The sequence below is a fragment of the Pseudobutyrivibrio sp. ACV-2 genome, assembly GCF_900107545.1.
Lineage (GTDB): Bacteria > Bacillota > Clostridia > Lachnospirales > Lachnospiraceae > Pseudobutyrivibrio.
This window is the reverse complement of the sequence record NZ_FNQZ01000010.1, coordinates 88297-106357: the sequence shown is the minus strand read 5'-3', so window position 1 is coordinate 106357 and position 18061 is coordinate 88297. Positions and strand designations below refer to the sequence as shown.

The 18061-nt window shown below is 38.9% G+C and carries 17 protein-coding genes; 16 read left to right on the top strand and 1 reads right to left on the bottom strand.

The genetic code is table 11. The annotated features are described in order from the left end of the window. Positions 1 to 3 precede the first annotated feature (3 nt). From BLV53_RS11665 to BLV53_RS11655, 3 genes are all read left to right on the top strand, one after another. Positions 4 to 429 carry a type II toxin-antitoxin system HicB family antitoxin gene (locus BLV53_RS11665; RefSeq protein ID WP_090301078.1) on the top strand — a complete coding sequence of 142 codons (426 nt, stop codon included), beginning with the start codon at positions 4 to 6 and terminating at the stop codon, positions 427 to 429. A gap of 163 nt (positions 430 to 592) precedes the next feature. Beyond that, positions 593 to 1207, top strand: a complete 615-nt coding sequence (locus BLV53_RS11660; RefSeq protein ID WP_090301047.1) for a superoxide dismutase — start codon at positions 593 to 595, stop codon at positions 1205 to 1207. Positions 1208 to 1233: 26 nt separating this feature from the next. Then, positions 1234 to 2028: a DUF2238 domain-containing protein gene (locus BLV53_RS11655; protein WP_090301045.1), complete on the top strand. Its 795-nt coding sequence runs from the start codon at positions 1234 to 1236 to the stop codon at positions 2026 to 2028. A gap of 47 nt (positions 2029 to 2075) precedes the next feature. Here BLV53_RS11655 and BLV53_RS17065 read toward each other — a convergent pair whose 3' ends face one another. Next, the gene (locus BLV53_RS17065; protein WP_170830837.1) at positions 2076 to 2234 is read right to left on the bottom strand and encodes a hypothetical protein; all 159 of its coding nucleotides are present in this window, start codon (positions 2232 to 2234) and stop codon (positions 2076 to 2078) included. 118 nt (positions 2235 to 2352) lie between these two features. Between BLV53_RS17065 and BLV53_RS11650 the strand changes: the two genes are divergently transcribed. From BLV53_RS11650 to BLV53_RS11590, 13 genes are all read left to right on the top strand, one after another. Then, entirely contained in the window at positions 2353 to 3945 is a 1593-nt protein-coding gene (locus BLV53_RS11650) for an AAA family ATPase (protein ID WP_090301043.1), read from the top strand. A gap of 178 nt (positions 3946 to 4123) precedes the next feature. Next, positions 4124 to 4915 carry a DUF4869 domain-containing protein gene (locus BLV53_RS11645; RefSeq protein WP_242879094.1) on the top strand — a complete coding sequence of 264 codons (792 nt, stop codon included), beginning with the start codon at positions 4124 to 4126 and terminating at the stop codon, positions 4913 to 4915. A 3-nt stretch (positions 4916 to 4918) separates the two neighbouring features. Further along, positions 4919 to 5884 (top strand): translation initiation factor 2, encoded by a 966-nt coding sequence (locus tag BLV53_RS11640; protein ID WP_090301041.1) that lies wholly within the window; start codon positions 4919 to 4921, stop codon positions 5882 to 5884. A 339-nt stretch (positions 5885 to 6223) separates the two neighbouring features. Continuing rightward, positions 6224 to 7258, top strand: coding sequence for an ATP-binding protein (locus tag BLV53_RS11635; protein WP_090301039.1), 1035 nt, complete (start codon positions 6224 to 6226; stop codon positions 7256 to 7258). A 65-nt stretch (positions 7259 to 7323) separates the two neighbouring features. Then, positions 7324 to 10302, top strand: a complete 2979-nt coding sequence (locus BLV53_RS11630) for a TOTE conflict system archaeo-eukaryotic primase domain-containing protein (protein ID WP_090301037.1) — start codon at positions 7324 to 7326, stop codon at positions 10300 to 10302. Positions 10303 to 10424: 122 nt separating this feature from the next. Then, entirely contained in the window at positions 10425 to 11054 is a 630-nt protein-coding gene (locus tag BLV53_RS11625) for a flavin reductase family protein (RefSeq protein WP_090301074.1), read from the top strand. A gap of 29 nt (positions 11055 to 11083) precedes the next feature. Beyond that, positions 11084 to 12061, top strand: coding sequence for a pyridoxamine 5'-phosphate oxidase family protein (locus tag BLV53_RS11620; RefSeq protein ID WP_090301036.1), 978 nt, complete (start codon positions 11084 to 11086; stop codon positions 12059 to 12061). A 19-nt stretch (positions 12062 to 12080) separates the two neighbouring features. Then, positions 12081 to 12929: a sugar transferase gene (locus tag BLV53_RS11615; RefSeq protein WP_242879093.1), complete on the top strand. Its 849-nt coding sequence runs from the start codon at positions 12081 to 12083 to the stop codon at positions 12927 to 12929. A 3-nt stretch (positions 12930 to 12932) separates the two neighbouring features. Then, entirely contained in the window at positions 12933 to 14054 is a 1122-nt protein-coding gene (locus BLV53_RS11610; protein ID WP_090301031.1) for a hypothetical protein, read from the top strand. Positions 14055 to 14106: 52 nt separating this feature from the next. Continuing rightward, positions 14107 to 14652: a DJ-1 family glyoxalase III gene (locus BLV53_RS11605; protein WP_090301029.1), complete on the top strand. Its 546-nt coding sequence runs from the start codon at positions 14107 to 14109 to the stop codon at positions 14650 to 14652. A 136-nt stretch (positions 14653 to 14788) separates the two neighbouring features. Continuing rightward, positions 14789 to 15313, top strand: a complete 525-nt coding sequence (locus tag BLV53_RS11600) for an S-ribosylhomocysteine lyase (protein WP_090301026.1) — start codon at positions 14789 to 14791, stop codon at positions 15311 to 15313. A 15-nt stretch (positions 15314 to 15328) separates the two neighbouring features. Then, positions 15329 to 16015, top strand: coding sequence for a 5'-methylthioadenosine/adenosylhomocysteine nucleosidase (locus BLV53_RS11595; RefSeq protein ID WP_090301023.1), 687 nt, complete (start codon positions 15329 to 15331; stop codon positions 16013 to 16015). 166 nt (positions 16016 to 16181) lie between these two features. Beyond that, positions 16182 to 17864 (top strand): phospho-sugar mutase, encoded by a 1683-nt coding sequence (locus tag BLV53_RS11590; protein WP_090301021.1) that lies wholly within the window; start codon positions 16182 to 16184, stop codon positions 17862 to 17864. Positions 17865 to 18061: the final 197 nt, after the last annotated feature.

Below are 18061 nucleotides of genomic sequence, written 5' to 3'. Positions count from 1 at the left end.
ATTATGAAGGTTGCATATCCGGTATTAATTAAACAATCTGGTGACGTATTTTTGGTTTATATTCCTGATTTGGATGGCTATACAGAAGGGATGGATTTGGCAGATGCTATAGAAATGGCTAGAGACTACATTGGATTAGCTTGCATGGGACAAGAGGATAGTTTGCCAGAAGTATCTACCTATAAACAAGCCGTGGCGAAAGCAAAAAAGAATAACGATATTTTTGACTATTCAGATGGTTTACAGACAATGGTAGATGTCGATTTGGAGGAATACCGAAGACAATTTGATAATCGCGCAGTTAGGAAGAATTGCACAGTCCCATATTGGATGACGGTAAAGGCTGATGAAGCTGGTTTGAATTATTCAAGAGTGCTTCAGGATGCTATTGCAAACATATTAAATTTACAATATAATCTAAGAAATTAAAATTTGTCTTTTAAAAAAGGGTTAGCAGTAATATATACCGCTAGCCTTTTTCGTATTATTTCTCAAAAGATATTACCCAGAATTTACATATTATATAGTATAATTAAGCTGTGCTTCGGCACAGCTTTAACTATTTCACAAGCACACAAAGGAGGGATTTGCAATGTTTGAACAGATTAAACTAGACTATGCAACAGATGCTCTTGAACCATGGATTGACCAAATCACAATTGAGACTCATCATGGCAAGCATCACGCTACATACACAAAGAACTTCAATGATTTGGTTGAAAAAGCAGGTTTGACTGGCAAGTCAGCGGAGGAAATATTGGCCCATCTGGACACTGTAGATGCCTCACTTCGTCAGGGCCTCAAGAACCAAGGCGGAGGTTATTATAATCATAATCTTTATTTTGAAATGTTTTCTCCAAATCCAGCAAAGGCACCAACTGGCAAGCTTGCGGATGCTATCAACAAAAAGTTTGGCAGTCTAGAAACATGTAAAGAAGAAATAACAAAACTTGCAGCAGCACAGTTTGGTTCAGGCTGGGCTTGGCTTTCAACAGACAAATCTGGAGTGCTTGCAGTTTCCAAGACAGACAATCAGGATAATCCTATCTCAGAGGGGACAGGAATGATTCCTCTCGTTGCTCTTGATGTGTGGGAACATGCTTATTATTTAAAATATAAAAATTTACGCCCAGATTATATTAATGCATTCTGGGAAGTCCTGGATTGGGGTAAGGTCAGCGCTAGATATGAGGAGATTATAAAATAATGTGCTGACTACACAGGGGGAGCAAAATGAAACTGCTGGATTACAAGAATTCGCTAGTAAACGACTACAAAAAGAACAGAAAAACCTTCATATTTTACCTTATTCTGCGGGCATTTGTAATTTTGACTTTAATTAGATGTGTTCTCACAAAGAATTATGAAAGTGCTGCATTATGCGTGTTGTCACTAATTCTGTTTTTGATGCCAGCTTTTTTGCAACAGAAAATGAGAGTAGAAATACCGGCGGTGTTTCAAGCCATCATTTTTAGTTTTATTTATGCGGCTGAAATTCTCGGTGAGGTAGATCATTACTATGTCAAAATTCCTGGTTGGGACACAATGCTCCACACTATGAATGGGTTCTTGTGTGCAGCCATTGGATTTTCGCTAATTTACCTGTTGAATCGAGGAAGCAAAAACATCAATTTATCTCCATTTTATCTTACGCTTGTAGCATTTTGTTTTTCTATGACAGTAGGTGTCATGTGGGAATTTTTCGAATTTACAATGGACCAGTTTTTCTATCTGGACATGCAAAAGGATTTCATAGTGCAAAACATAGGCTCTGTTACCCTTGACCCGGATAATTCAGGAATGCCATTCTTCATTGGAAATATTACCGACACAATCGTCAACACAGCTGACGGTAAATCCTACGTGATAAGCAATGGTTACCTAGACATTGGAATCATCGATACTATGAAGGATTTGATGGTAAATCTGATTGGGGCTGTGGCTTTTAGCATTATTGGCTACATCACATTAAAATATTCTAAGAAATCTATAATAGCTGAAAATTTAATGATTAAACCTAATGATTAATCTGAAAAAATCTCACGAAAACTTTACAAAGACTTTACATTAACCTACTACCATACAGTCATGATGATTATGATAATTCTTTTAATGGTAGTAGGTTTTATTATGCTTGTTGTTGGTGCCAACCATTTTGTGGATGGCAGCGCATCACGAGCCAAAAATTTCAAAGTTCCATCCCTAATCATCTGGCTGACGGTAAACAAATTCATTGACATTCACAAATAAGGTAGCCTAAAAAGAAATAAAAAAAGTGATTATATGCTATAATAAAAGTATCGGAGATATATTCTTCGATACTTTTTTATATCACCCAAGGAGGCCAACCAAATGGGATATTACCTAAATCCAGGTAATGAAGAGTTTAAAAGAATAATTAAATCATTATATATAGATAAAACAGGGCTGATAAGCATCATAAATTCCAAACTGGAGACCAAGCGTAATCTTATTTGTGTCAGTCGACCTAGAAGGTTTGGAAAAAGCTATGCAGCTCAGATGCTGTGTGCCTATTATGACTGTACTTGTGATTCACATGATTTGTTTGCTGCCTACACTATTGCAAATGACCGTGATTATGAGACGCATCTGAATAATTATAATGTAATATATTTGGATATTACCAGCTTTATATCAACGATAAATAGCACGAATTCAGATATATCTACAGTGGTTGGCGACATTCAAAATGCTGTGGTTAAAGAGCTGGGGGCAAGCATTGATAATCTTGATTTAACGGAAACATTTACAAATATAATATTGCAGTTCGTTGAATTAACCGGGAAAAAGATTATTTTTATTATAGATGAGTGGGATGCTATTATTCGAGAAGCTAAGGATAACGATGAGGTGCAGAATGCATATCTGAATTTACTTAGAAGCCTGTTTAAAAACGGTAATTTCACATCTAGGGCTATCGCGGCAGCGTACATAACTGGCATTCTCCCTATAAAAAAGGATGGAACAGAATCAGCTGTCTCAGATTTTGATGAGTATACTATCATTAATCCTGGCAGCTTCGCAGAATTTACCGGATTTACCGAGGATGATATCGATAATATTTGCGCAAACAGTGGGAAAGACATTAGTCCAAATGAGCTAAAGGCATGGTATGACGGATATTCTTTAGATGGCGATAGACCTATTTTTAACCCATATTCTGTTATGCAGGCAATTGAGCGAGGTAAATTGGAATCCTATTGGAGAAAGACTACTGCAGCGGAAACACTTTTTACATATATAAATATGGATTTTAAAGGGCTGCAAGAGGATATAGCACGACTCATATCAGGAGAAACAATCCCTGTTGATGTATATAACTTCAATAACGACGTTGAGACCTTCAACAGCAAGGACGATGTTTTGACATTGCTGATCCATCTTGGATATTTATCATATGATAGCAGAGAAAAAACAGTGCATATTCCCAATAAGGAAGTTAGAACTGAGTTCGAGTCATTACTAAAAAATGAGAGCAAATCAAGGTTAACTGAGTTAGTCGCTCGCTCAGAAGCACTTTTCAGTAACGCACTGGCTTTGGACGGAGAGGCAGTTTCAACAGCAATTGACAGGATTAGATGTTCTGAATATGCACCAACTTTTTACAATAATGAGCAGGCTTTGAGATATGTTATAAAGTTTGCTTTCATCAGCTGCACAGATTCATACCAGAAGGTAGAGGAACTGCCATCGGGCAAAGGCGTGGCAGATGTTGTATATATCCCTAGAAAATCATCGCCTCTACCGGCTATGGTAATAGAACTAAAATGGAACAAAACAGGTGAGGCAGCTTTAGATCAGATTAAAAATAAAAACTATCCAGTTGAATTATTAGACTATGCAGGAGATGTTCTTCTTGTTGGAATTAATTATGATGAGCATACCAAAAGACATGAATGCGTGATAGAAAGGGTAAAAATGTAATTATAGTATATATGCGTCACACATAGCTTAAAGATTCACTGACATCTATTCTGGTACACGGGGCAGTGGTAGTTATATTTTTATTAATATTAATTGGATTTGCTCCAATAATTGGGCGAGATTTAGCCAAGACTAAAACGAGTTTTTACACAACTGAAATCAACGGGGAAACATATGCATGGAAAGGAAAAAGCAGATGTTTAATGTTTATGACATAAAAGATGGGGAGCATATAATAAATAGAGAAACGTTTCTAGAAATTGCTAGAATCTTATGTGATAGAGAAAGCGCAGATGAGGTAAAAAAAGCGGAAGATACTTATGGTGAAATGCTATCTGAAATGCTGCATACCTTCTCGACTGGGGCAGTAGTGAAATATTTGAATGGAGAAGGGCAGTTTACAAATTTTAAAAGTATAAATCAGTTTAAATGCTGGCTTATAGTGAATCAGCATATGCCATCTTTCAAGTCACTTCTTGACTATTTTAAGCTCTATTGTGAAAATAACAATATTTTATTGCCCAGGTTAAATATAGCATTTGGAGATTACTACGAATCGATTATTTATAATACAGAAGTATATTTTCGAAATACTTTTAGACCAGAATGGCTTGAAGAAGAACAGATTAAGAAAGCAATAAGAGATGTAGACAAGTCTATTGTTATTAATGGAAATGCCATCGAAAGTCCTGTTTTTGGAATAATGCCTCCGACTAAGCTATCTGGTGGAGTAAAGACATTAATGCTTATGTACAATAATCCTCATATGGTGTTTAATGCATCTACCTGTGGAGATAATTGTGTCCCATTTATTGAGGAGATGATTAAAGAAAAAGATATTCTTATAGGCTTATATCATGCAATGGATTTTTCAAAAAAAGATTTTGAAGCATATATTGTTAATGGAGATGTAGTGATTAATTCTTATGAAGAATATATAGAACTTGCTGATAAATATTGCAGAGGATAGAGGATGAAGGGGAAGTATAAAATTCGGGTTCAAAACACTGCAGTTCGATTTGAATTTGAAATAGAGAGAAATATAAATATTTTACGTGGTGATAGTGGCACTGGTAAAACGACATTGGTAGCGATGATAATTGATTATCAAAGCCAAGGAACAGCCAGCGGAGTTGAACTAGTGTGTAAAAAGAACTGCGTGGCTCTGACAGGTTTAGGTAATAATTGGAAGATTTTTTTGAGTGCGATTCATGATTCAATCGTTTTTATTGATGAAGGAGAATCATATGTTAGAACTAAAGAATTTGCGTCTTTTATTAAGAAAACAGATAATTACTATGTCATAGCAACAAGAAATAATCTATATGAAATACCTTATAGCGTGGATGCCATTTTTGAAGTGAAGTCGTCTGGAAAATATGGTTCACTAAAAACAACATATAATCATTTTGAACGTATGTATTCAGCAGTTGATATTTCCCCAAAAAGGCTTAAAGACTATGAAGTAATAATAACAGAGGATTCTAATTCTGGCTTTGATTTTTTTTCTAAGGTTGGTAAAGACCATGACATTGCATGTATATCTTCTGATGGAAAATCAAATGTCTTAAAAGTTGCTAAGGACAATTCAAATAGCAAAGAGCTAATCATTGCAGATGGTGCTGCTTTTGGACCAGAGATGGCGAATGTTTACAAATTAACATCTGAAAATGAATGTAGACTTTTCCTACCCGAGAGCTTTGAATGGATGCTTTTAGATTCCGATGTTCTGAAAGATAGTGAAATCAGAACTATACTTGAGAAACCATATAATTACATTGAATCAGAAAAGTATTTTAGTTGGGAAAATTATTTCACGGATATTTTAATTGATAAGACAAATGGTAAACCATCTCAGTATAATAAAAAAACGTTGAATAAATTTTATTTGAGCGATAAGAATGTTAAAAGCGTTTTGGAAAGGTTTTTTCACGTTTGAGCATGAACAAGGGATAAAGATGAATTAATTACAAAATAACGATAGAGAATAAGCTGTAGAAAAATCATAATCCAAACACCATTACTACATGCCGCTCCATTTCTTGTATAATGTGATATACTTACTTCATGCTTCACCATAGCACATATTTATTTTCAAACATAGAAATAAAAATGGGGGGATTTTACAATCAAAAAATCATTAAAGTAAGCGCCACACAAGGCGCTTACTTTAATATATGAGTGTTTGCATTCTTGCTAAAAGTTATAGAAAGTTATAGAATAGAGAAAAAGTTATAGAAAGTTATAGAAAAATATAAAAGTTATAGAAGGAGAAAGAATGACAAACCCATTTACACTTTCCTTTGGAAAGCAGCCATTGACATATATTTCCAGGCTTGAGCAAACAAATGAGGTGATTGAAAATTTCACGGCTGACCCTGCAAATTGTATGATGTATATGATTACAGGAGTCAGAGGTGCTGGTAAGACTGTGTTAATGACTAGCATTGCCAAACAATTATCAGAAGACAAAAAGTGGATAATCATCGAGTTAAATCCAGAACTAGACTTGCTCGAACAGTTGGCGGCTAAATTATACAATTTGCCGGAGTCACACATGCTGTTTGCACAGGCAAAGTTGGATTTGTCTTTCTTTGGCATTGGAATAAGTGTAGAAGGTGGTCATCAGTTTACCAGCATTGACACTGCCATCGAAACTATGCTTGGACTTTTGAAAAAAGAAGGGAAAAAAGTATTAGTATTATTAGATGAGGTTACAAATAATAAATCCATGCGTGTATTGGCCCATTCTTTTCAGATATACATAAGAAAAGAACTGGATATTTTTATTCTTATGACCGGATTATATGAAAATATATATCAGCTACAAAACGAGAAATCATTAACATTTCTTTATCGTGCACCCAAAATTCACATGTTGCCGTTGAATAAAGGTGCTATCATAGATAGCTATAAATCGATATTCAAAATAGATAATCAAGATGCAAAAGAAATGGCTGATGAAACTAAAGGCTATGCCTTTGCCTATCAGGTATTAGGGTATGTTAAATGGAGAAATCCAGATAAATCATTAAAGGATGTAATTCCGGAATATGAACAGTATTTGGAAGAGTATGTCTATCAAAAAATATGGTCAGAATTATCTGATACAGATCGAAATGTATTGTTTGGATTAGATGGCGCGGAAGAAATAAAGATTAAAGATTTACGGGAAAAGATAGATATGTCTTCCAGCCTGTTTTCGACTTATCGTGATAGATTGGATAAAAAAGGGTTAATAGACACTAGTAAGTATGGCTATATAGGACTATTGTTGCCTAGGTTTTCTAATTTTGTTGAGAAACAGAGATAGAGATAATATAGCAGTTTTATACCATAGAAACTTTTAAAATATAATTACCATAGGGGAACTTATAAATGAATCTACTTCAACACAATCTTGATTCACTCAGAACCATAATTCGCCAATTACTAGCAGAAAATAAAGAACTAAAATCCAAACTGAGATCCGCAGGTATTCCCTATGATACTGCGGATTTTTTTGATTTGGGAACTTCTAATAATGAAAAATATGATTATGACCAAGGGGGACGCATCCAAACTAGGTTTATAACTGACGAAATGACAAAAGGATTTTATAGAATGTTTTGGGGAAGACCTGATGTTTATGCTAAGCGCTCGACTAAGGGTCAGTACTATCCTATCTGCGAGAATAGATGGACTGCAAGTAAATGTCCCTGGCAAAGAGGTGAAACACATGAGTGTGCAACCTGCCCAAATCAGAAATATGCTTCTCTATCAGTTGATATAATAAAAAAGCATTTGATCGGGTATAAAGAAGATTGTACAGATGCGATAGGTGTTTATCCGTTACTTGCTGATGGTACTTGCAGGTTTCTTGTGTTTGATTTTGATAATCACGATGAAGAAACATCTGATACTAAATTCTCTATATGTGAATGGCAGGATGAAGTAGATGCTTTAAGGCTTATTTGCAGTCAGAATGGTATACCACATCTGGTAGAACGCTCACGTTCAGGTAAAGGTGCTCATGTCTGGATATTTTTCAAATCACCAATACCGGCTGCTAAAGCGAGAAGATTTGGATTTTTGCTAATGGATAAAGGTTCTATGTCAGTGAATCTTAAATCTTTTTCATATTATGATCGAATGTTTCCTACTCAGGACTGTTCAGATGGCTTAGGAAATCTGATAGCACTTCCTCTTCAAGGACAGGCGCTAAAAAATGGAAACAGTGCATTTGTTGATGAAAACTGGAATGCATACCCTGACCAGTGGAAAGTTTTGCTGGAAAGAACTCAGAAGCTGGATGAACCTATAATAGACAAATATATTATAAAGTGGCAATCAGAATTAACGGGAACTATGGCTCTATCTAAGAATTTAGATTCGGAATATAAGATGGTGCCTTGGAGACGAAAGAACAAATTTGATAAGCGTGATGTCAATGGAATATTACATTTAGTACTAGCTGATGGTGTATATATTGACACTCTGAATATCACGCCACATTTAATGAATCAGATTAGGAGTATGGCGACCTTTGATAATCCTGTTTATTATAAAAATCAGAGGATAGGGGTGTCAAACTATAAAAATTCAAAAATTATATATACGGCGGATAACTATGAAGGGTATATAAAGGTGCCTAGAGGATTGTTGTCAGAAATAATAGAACAATCGAAAAAGGCAGGTATTGTAACAGAAGTATTGAACGAGAGAAACAATGGAAAACCGATAAAAGTCTCATTTAATGGCGATTTACATACGCAACAGGAATTGGCCGCAGAAAAATTGTTGGCAAATGAAGATGGAGTACTAGCAGCCTCGACAGCATTTGGCAAGACAGTTGTTAGTGCCTATCTTATCGGCAAAAGAAAGGTTAATACCTTAATCTTGCTCCAAAGTAAGGATTTGTTAGAACAGTGGGTATCTGAGTTACAGCGTTTCCTTATTATTGATGAGGAACCACCTGAGTATAAAACTAAGTCTGGTCGAACTAAAAAGAGAGATAGTGCCATAGGAGTGTTGCATGGTAGTAAAAATACATTAACAGGCATTATAGATGTGGCAATGATAGGTTCAGTATATTCAAAAGGGAAAATACTTGAAAGCATCAACAATTACGGAATGGTCATAGTTGACGAATGCCATCACACAGCATCTTCAATGTGGCAAGCAGTTTTAAACAAAGTAAATGCAAGATATTTGTATGGTGTTTCTGCAACTCCCATTAGGGGAGATGAGCTAGATAAACTGATTTTTTTGTATCTTGGACCGATGCGTCATCGGTACACGGCTGCGGAGCGTGCTTTAGACCAAGGAATAGGGCATTATTTTCTCCCAAGATATACCCGAGCTATTGATAAAAACGGCAGCCAAACTGATATTAATAAAGCGTATGATATTATTGCAAATGATGATTTGAGAAATGAGCAGATAATTGATGATGTGAAAAAATGTCTTAAGAATCATCAGACACCTGTTGTATTAACTAGAACTAAGGAGCATGCAAAACTCTTGCATGACAATTTGGCAGAATACGCACAGCATGTGTTTCTTTATTACGGTGATAATACTGATAAAGAAAATAGAGAAATAAGAGAAAATATGAAGTCCGTCCCACAGAAGGAATCCATGTTGTTGATAGCAACAGGTTCAAAAATAGGTGAAGGTTTTGATTTTCCTAGATTAGATACACTAATGCTTGCGGCTCCAATATCATTTGAAGGCAGACTAGAGCAATATGTCGGTCGCCTAAATCGAGATTATGAAGGCAAAGCGGCAGTCTATGTATATGACTATGTTGATTCGCATATACGATATTTTAACAGGATGTTTGGGAAAAGACTAAAAACTTATAAGAAAATTGGCTTTTCAATGCTAGATGAGGCTTTTGCCCAAATGATTACTCACAAAGACTCTATGGATATAGGCGAAGATGAGATAAATTATATTTTTGATTCGACTGATTACAAATACCAATTTGAACAAGACCTTATAAATGCAATAAAAACAATTGTGATTTCAAGTCCTAAACTACGTGCTAAAAAAGTCGAAAGATTTATTCAAATCATAAAGAATCAGCAGGAAAAAGGTGTTTATGTTACTGTTCTTACAAACTCACCGGACGTATACAAATATGATAATCAATCTGCAGTAATTCAATTGATTGAAGAGCTTAAAGCCGTGGCGATAGACGTCATTGTAAAAGAATCAGTGGAAGAATGCTTCGCCATAATTGACGATAAGCTTGTGTGGCATGGTGGTATGAATTTACTTGGTGACTCAGATGTATGGGATAACCTTATCAGGATAGAAGACAAAAGAATCGCCTCCGAACTGATGATAAAAACCGACAACACAAGGGATTAAGGGTATACCCGGAAAAACAAAGGTACATTCCAACTTAATATATAGTATAATTAGTCTACACATGAGTTCTATTTTAAGCATAGTACAACTCAAAACGAGAAGGAGGACTAGTAATGGGGGAAATGAACACAAAAGCAATGTATAAATTGTCTTACGGATTGTTTGTTTGCACAGCTGTTCAGGGGGATAAAATCAACGGCTGCATTATTAACACTGCTATTCAGGCGGCCTCAGAGCCAAACACCATCACAGTAGCTATCAACAAGGCTAACTACACTCACGACATGGTAAAAGCCACTGGCGTTTGCAATGTATCAGTCATCAGCGAAGCGGCCAGCTTTGATTTGTTCAAGCATTTTGGGTTCCAGTCGGGCAGGGATGTAGACAAATTTGCTGACTACCCAGAGGCCAACTACAAAACTGCTGAAAATGGTGTTCCATACATCACAGCCGGCACCAATGCCTACTTTTCACTTAAAGTAAAAGATACAGTGGATTTAGGTTCACACACATTGTTCATCTGTGAGCCAAAAGCAATGGAAGTGTTGGATAGCACACCATCCTGCACCTACAGCTACTATCAGGACAATATCAAGCCAAAGCCAGAAGCTGTCGGCACCACTCCAAAAGGTGAGACCATCTGGCGCTGCCGCATATGCGGATACGAATGGGTTGGTGAAGAACTGCCAGACGATTTTATCTGCCCTATTTGCAAGCATCCAAAGGCCGATTTTGAAAAAATCCAAAGATAAAAACTATAAATTAAAAGGAATTTAACCACATGACACGCCGAGAACTAGAAGTAACAGATCAAAAAGAAATAAACAGAATCCTATCCACCTGCAAGTACCTCCATCTGGGGCTTGTGGACGATGGCATGCCATACGTGGTGCCTTTAAATTATGGCTTTGAATATGATTCTAATGGTAAATTGATTCTATGGCTTCACGGAGCCACCAAGGGCTACAAGATAGATGTAATCAAAAAGAATCCGACTTGCTGTTTTACCATGGAATGCAACGTGGCACCATTCCCTGGTAAAATGGCATGTCAATATGGTATGACCTACGAATGTATCATGGGCAGAGGCCAGGTTCATCTCATAGATGACGTTGCGCAGCGAGCTCATGCATTACGCGTATTGATGCAGACTCAGACAGGACGCGACGATTTTACATTTGATGAGCGTATGTCCAGTATTGTTAGCATCATGAAAATAGAAGTAGATGAACTAACAGCCAAAAAACGTCCATTGCCAGCTACATTAGAGCAGAAATCACTGCTAATCATTGGGTATGGTCAGTATGGCCATCTGGTAGAGGAACTGGCTAAAGAATGCGGATACAGCAAAATCGCAGCTTTGGACGATAACGCGGAAGATGCGCTAGATACCATTGATTCAGTGGAAAAATATAAAAACGTATATACGGATTATGTGGTGGCAATCGGAAATCCTGATATTCGAAAGGAAGTAACTGAACGCCTTGATAGTGTGATGAATCTTGCCACCCTAATACATCCTAAGGCTACAGTGAGCAAGGCTGCACATATCGCCCCAGGCTGCATCATTGAGCAAAACGTAGTGATACATAGAGATACCACCATAGAAAAATCCACCATCATCAATGCAGGGGCTGTGATAAATCATGACAGCACTGTAGGTGAATACTCGCAAGTGGGCTGCAATGCAGTGGTGGCCGCCAGAGCTCAGGTGCCAGCCAAAACAAAAGTCATGCACTGTCAGTGCTACAATAATTAATTAAATTAGGAGACATTTTTTGAATACTTTACTTTTAATCCTTGAAATAATCGGCATCATAGCGTTAATACTTTGTATTCTTGGGTTAATAAACAAGCCCTTTAGCATATACGCAAATGACAAATCAAACCAAAACCCTTTGGAGGGCCAAACAGTTGTATTTGTGGAGGATGAAAATGATATCGTAAATGCGGATGGAGTAAAAGGGCATTTGAAGACAGTAGGACACGAATCTCGAAGGGCGTCATTTTATGGGCTAGTAATCAAACGCTTTTTTGACATTATCATGAGCCTTGCGGGAATGATTATCCTAAGCCCGGTATTTTTATTCCTAAGCATATGGATTTTAATTGATGATCCAGGTCCCATTCTTTTCACCCAAAAGCGCTTAGGCCAAAACAAAAGATACTTCAAGTTGCACAAATTCAGGTCAATGAAAATGTGCACACCACATGACAGACCTACCCACATGCTTGATAATCCAGAGCAATATATTACCAAAGCCGGCAAATTCATCAGGGCACATTCCCTTGACGAGTTGCCACAGATTTGGGATATTTTTATTGGAAATATGAGCGTGGTTGGCCCTCGTCCAGGCCTGTGGAATCAGGATGTGCTCACCGCCGAACGTGATAAATATGGTGCCAACAGCATTAAGCCAGGCCTTACTGGATGGGCACAGATAAATGGCAGGGACGAGCTTGAGATTCCTGATAAGGCAAGATTAGATGGGGAATATGTCAAAAATCTGGGCATCGCCATGGATTTGAAATGCTTCTTTGGCTCCATTGGAGTTTTTACAGGCGACGAAAGTGTTGTGGAAGGCGGCACCGGCGCCATAGAAAATGAAAAGCAGTTTAGGAAATAGCTAATGATATCAACAATAAAGACCAAATTAAATTACAAAAATATACTGTTTTTGATGTGCTGCGTAGTACTTGCCCATTTTGGACTGTACTACGGACTCATCACAAATGTAAGAATAATGCTTCTGGCGGGGGCTTTCATCCTGGCCAGAAGCATTTATTTAAGAAAGCTTCCATTCGATATTAATCTGCTGTTTTTATTTGCAGCATTTATCATAAAAGCCATGCTGGATCAGCATACAGGCAAGGCCTGGAGAGTGCCTACCACACTTGCCATGCCGGTGCTTATGTATCTGTTTGGTAAATTCATAGTGGCTGTTCGCTCAAACCAAAAGAACTTAACAGCTACAAAAATCACGCCAAACGGTCCGGCTCAAGTTGAAGTATCAAATCCATTAGTAGAAAAGACCACCGGTGTATTCACCTCGGCAGAGAGAGCGGTACTTGCATTTGTAGCCACCGCAGTGGGTATGACCTATTATGGATTTTTAAATTTTCGCCTTACCAGACAGAATCCTGCTTTTTCAGATGCGGGGCTGTATTTCCTGGCATTCAAGGATGGTCAGTACAGCACGATTAATACATTTCTGTTCTCATTTATTCCAGTGACGGCATTTGCCATTTCCTTGATAATATTGGTGTTTTACAAATTGGCAGCTAAAAACAAAGCTTTAGACAAATGCAAACATCTAGTAGTATTTGGCGCATTTGCTGTAATTTCGGTCATCGCCATATGGGTCTACATCCATGACCTTCGTTGGGAAGCACTTAAAGAAGGCATCCATCTCATGTTCACCCAGCACTGGGGCAACTTCGCATTTACGATATTTGAGCGGAATTCCAGCAGTAACATGATGTTGGACTATGGTCGCGAGTCTGGAATAATGGTGTTTGTACCATTACTGATTTTTTGGATTCTGACCATCAAGGACGCAATCCAGCTTTCTATTAATAAAAATGTGGACATTTTCACAAAAACATTGCTATTATCTGCATTTACACTATTTAATGTATATTATTTCATAGAAGAGGAAGCCTTTACCAACCCATATTACTGGTATTTCGGCCTTGCTGTAAGCGGCGCAATCAGTATTATTAGACTTACATCTCAAAAAACACAAAATTAATGCAGTATTATGTTACAATTCAGATATATGTTGACTGAACGGGAGGTAATTTATGAGCAAGGTACTTATATTTATGGCAGAAGGCCATGAGGAAATCGAAGCTCTCACAGTGGTAGATTTATTGCGCAGAGCAGGAATTGACATTTACACAGTTTCCATCACCGGCGAAAAGAAGGTGACAGGAAGCCACGGCATTACTACAGTTTGTGACAAGCTTATCGAAACTGTAAACTTTGATGACGCAGATATGCTGGTACTCCCAGGCGGAATGCCAGGTACACTGAACCTTGGAAACTGTGAGCTTCTTATGGATCAGGTTCACGGATTCAACACATCAAAAAAGGGGCTGGCAGCCATCTGCGCAGCACCTACAGTATTTGGTAAAGCCGGTCTCTTAGAGGGCAAAAAGGCCACCTGCTATCCAGGAATGGAAGGAGACCTTAAGGGTGCCAACACATCAACAGATGCTGTTTGCCACGATGGTCACATCATCACCAGCCGCGGCATGGGCACAGCCATCCCATTCGCCCTTGAAATCATCCGCACATTCCAAGGTGATGAAGCAGCAGAAAAACTAGCAAAATCAATTGTATATTAGCCTTCCCCCGCTGGGGACGAGATAATGCTTTAGCATTATCTGCCACCCCGGCGAGGGGGAAGGTGTCAGCGCTAGCTGACGGATGAGGGCAGTAACCTAAAACAAGCCAATACATATAGTTTAAAGGAGATAACAAATGGAATTAATCCCAAGCTTTTCCGTGGATCATACAAAAATTGTTCCAGGAATATTTTTAAGTAGACAAGATCAGGTAGGCGATAGCCTGGTTACCACATATGACATCAGAATGAAGCGTCCAAACAGAGAGCCAGTACTTGATGTTGCTGCAATGCATACTTTAGAGCATATCATAGCTACGTATTTACGTAATGACCCAGACTGGAAGGATGAAGTTATCTACTGGGGACCAATGGGCTGCCTCACAGGTTGCTACCTCATTTTAAAGGGTGGACGTAAGCCAGAGGAAATCTACGATTTAATCTTAAATGCATACAAATCAGTAGAGTCAAACGACACAGTACCTGGCACTACACCAGAAAACTGCGGTCACTACCTCATGCACAACCTGGGCATGGCAAAATGGTATGCGAAAGAATTCGTAGAATACCTCGAAGCAAACCGCGACAACCAGCTCATCTTCGAGTACCCAAAAACCGAACGCCTCGTCACCGGCGACGGCAGCCAGTTCTTCGATTCATAAAAAGGAGGAAAATAAATGAGAATAGGTATCATAGGCGCAATGCAGATGGAAATTGAAAACCTCAAGCCATCTATCCAAAATGCAGAAATTGAAACTCTCAGTGGTATCCAGTTTATAAAAGGTGATGTCCACGGCGTAGAAATCGTAGCCGCAGTCAGCGGTGTGGGCAAAGTGTTCGCAGCCGTGTGCACAGAGATTATGATTCTTCACTTCGGTGTGGAAAAAGTAATCAATATTGGTGTTGCAGGCTCACTTGTAAAAGACCTTAAGGTTCTTGACGTAGCTGTTGCCAATTCAGCAGTTCAGCATGATATGAACACTACAGCCATCGGTGATCCTGCAGGTCTTATTTCCGGAATCAATGTTATCAATTTCGAGGCAGACAAAGAGCTTAATAAATTGGTATGTGAAGTTCTCGATGAAAAAGAAATCTATCATCAGGAAGGCATCATTGCATCTGGAGACTTGTTTGTAGATACAGATAAACAGCGCAACAACATCCATGTAAAATTTGATGCTATTGCAGCAGATATGGAAGGTGCAGCAATCGCTCACGTATGCTACATCAATCAGATTCCATTTACTATCATCCGTTCTATTTCTGATGGTGACGGAAGCGCTATGGACTATAACACCTTTGCTGGTAAGGCCGCAGAGCAGTCCATCTCTGTAATACTATCTGTTTTATCAAGATTAAATTAAATCATATGAAACTAATAATCCTGAGGTCTTTTTGGTGACATCAATCACCCAAATAGACACTCAGGATTATTTATATAACAAAGTTTCCTATATCGTTGACAGTTAGTCATTAAAAACTTAAAATGAAAAAGGCTTTTTAGCAAAATAAACGAGGAGATGAGAAGATATGTATATGGATGATTACAAGCGTTGGCTTGAAGCAGATCTTGAGGACTGCGATCTTAAGCCAGAGCTTAACAAAATCAACGGAAATGAAGAAGAAATCAAGGACAGATTCGCTGTAGCACTTGCATTCGGTACAGCTGGACTTCGTGGTGTCCTTGGCGCTGGTACAAACAGAATGAATATTTACGTGGTTCGTCAGGCTACACAGGGCCTTGCAAACTGGGTAAAGACTCAGGGCGGCAATCAGACAGTAGCTATCAGCTACGACTCACGTCTTAAGAGCGATGTATTCGCAAAGACAGCAGCAGGTGTACTTGCAGCAAACGGTATCAATGTTCGTATTTACGATGCACTTATGCCAGTACCTGCTCTTTCATTTGCTACACGTTACTATAAATGCAACGCTGGTATCATGGTTACAGCATCTCACAACCCAGCTAAGTACAACGGTTACAAGGCTTACGGTCCAGACGGATGCCAGATGACAGATGATGCAGCAGCTATCGTATATGCGGAGATTCAAAAGACAGACGTCCTCACAGGAGCAAAGGTTATGTCATTTGCAGAGGGTGTTGAAAAGGGACTTATCAAATTCGTTGGCGACGATTGCAAGGATGCTTTCTATGCAGCAATCGAAGAGCGTCAGGTTCGTCCAGGTCTTTGCAAGACAGCAGGACTTAAGCTTGTTTACAGCCCACTTAACGGCTCAGGCTTAGTTCCAGTTACTCGCGTACTCAACGATATCGGTATCACAGATATCACAATCGTTCCAGAGCAGGAATATCCAAACGGATACTTCACTACATGCAGCTATCCAAACCCAGAAATCTTTGACGCTCTTAAGCTTGGTCTTGAGCTTGCAAAGGAAGAGGGAGCAGATCTTATGCTTGCTACTGACCCAGATGCTGACCGTGTTGGTATTGCTATGAAGTGTCCAGATGGCAGCTATGAGCTCGTTTCTGGTAATGAAGTTGGTGTACTTCTTCTTGATTATATCTGCGCAGGTCGTATCGAAAAGGGCACAATGCCAAAGAACCCTGTAGCAGTCAAGTCTATTGTTTCTACACCACTTGCAGATGCAGTTGCAGAGCACTACGGAGTAGAGCTTCGTTCAGTTCTTACTGGATTCAAGTGGATTGGTGACCAGATTGCAGGTCTTGAGGCAGATGGCGAGGTAGACAGATTTATCTTCGGTTTCGAAGAGTCTTACGGATACCTTGCAGGTCCTTATGTTCGTGATAAGGATGCTGTTATCGGATCAATGCTTATCTGCGAGATGGCTGCTTACTATCGCAGCATCGGAAGCTCTATCAAGCAGCGTCTTGAGGAGATTTATGCAGAGTACGGCCGCTACTTGAACAAGGTTGACTCATTCGAGTTCCCTGGTCTTTCAGGTATGGACACAATGGCTGGTATCATGAGCTCACTTCGTGAGAACCCACCAGCTGATTTCGCAGGAATCGCTGTAACAAAGGTTACAGATTACAAGAACACAGAAGAGACAGGTCTTCCATCAGCAAACGTACTTATCTATGGCCTTGAGAATGGCAGCACAGTAGTTGTTCGTCCTTCAGGTACAGAGCCAAAGATCAAGACTTACTTCACTACAAAGGGTAAGGACCTTGATGAAGCACAGGCTATGAAAGACAAGCTCGCTGATGCCCTAAAACCAATATTCGCCTAAAGCCTTCCCCCTGAGGGGGAAGGTGTCAGCTTTAGCTGACGGATGAGGGCAGGCTTCCCATAGAGGGTTGCTAGGCTCCAGTGGAGCCTGTTTAGCAACGACCGAGCCGGGAGGCGAGACAAGCTGTCAGCGCCAGCTGACTGATGAGGTGCCCAGGCTTCCCGAAAGGGAAGCCTTTTTTTATGCCATAAAATAAA

Excerpts from the sequence above, each read along its gene's own strand:
- BLV53_RS11655 (WP_090301045.1), top strand. The coding sequence starts at position 1,234 with ATGAAACTGCTGGATTACAAGAATTCGCTAGTAAACGACTACAAAAAG.
- BLV53_RS11625 (WP_090301074.1), top strand. The coding sequence starts at position 10,425 with ATGAACACAAAAGCAATGTATAAATTGTCTTACGGATTGTTTGTTTGC.
- BLV53_RS11630 (WP_090301037.1), top strand. The coding sequence starts at position 7,324 with ATGAATCTACTTCAACACAATCTTGATTCACTCAGAACCATAATTCGC.
- BLV53_RS11665 (WP_090301078.1), top strand. The coding sequence starts at position 4 with ATGAAGGTTGCATATCCGGTATTAATTAAACAATCTGGTGACGTATTT.
- BLV53_RS11590 (WP_090301021.1), top strand. The coding sequence starts at position 16,182 with ATGTATATGGATGATTACAAGCGTTGGCTTGAAGCAGATCTTGAGGAC.
- BLV53_RS11645 (WP_242879094.1), top strand. The coding sequence starts at position 4,124 with ATGGAAAGGAAAAAGCAGATGTTTAATGTTTATGACATAAAAGATGGG.
- BLV53_RS11635 (WP_090301039.1), top strand. The coding sequence starts at position 6,224 with ATGACAAACCCATTTACACTTTCCTTTGGAAAGCAGCCATTGACATAT.
- BLV53_RS11610 (WP_090301031.1), top strand. The coding sequence starts at position 12,933 with ATGATATCAACAATAAAGACCAAATTAAATTACAAAAATATACTGTTT.
- BLV53_RS11605 (WP_090301029.1), top strand. The coding sequence starts at position 14,107 with ATGAGCAAGGTACTTATATTTATGGCAGAAGGCCATGAGGAAATCGAA.
- BLV53_RS11650 (WP_090301043.1), top strand. The coding sequence starts at position 2,353 with ATGGGATATTACCTAAATCCAGGTAATGAAGAGTTTAAAAGAATAATT.
- BLV53_RS11620 (WP_090301036.1), top strand. The coding sequence starts at position 11,084 with ATGACACGCCGAGAACTAGAAGTAACAGATCAAAAAGAAATAAACAGA.
- BLV53_RS17065 (WP_170830837.1), bottom strand. The coding sequence starts at position 2,234 with ATGAATTTGTTTACCGTCAGCCAGATGATTAGGGATGGAACTTTGAAA.
- BLV53_RS11640 (WP_090301041.1), top strand. The coding sequence starts at position 4,919 with ATGAAGGGGAAGTATAAAATTCGGGTTCAAAACACTGCAGTTCGATTT.
- BLV53_RS11660 (WP_090301047.1), top strand. The coding sequence starts at position 593 with ATGTTTGAACAGATTAAACTAGACTATGCAACAGATGCTCTTGAACCA.
- BLV53_RS11595 (WP_090301023.1), top strand. The coding sequence starts at position 15,329 with ATGAGAATAGGTATCATAGGCGCAATGCAGATGGAAATTGAAAACCTC.
- BLV53_RS11600 (WP_090301026.1), top strand. The coding sequence starts at position 14,789 with ATGGAATTAATCCCAAGCTTTTCCGTGGATCATACAAAAATTGTTCCA.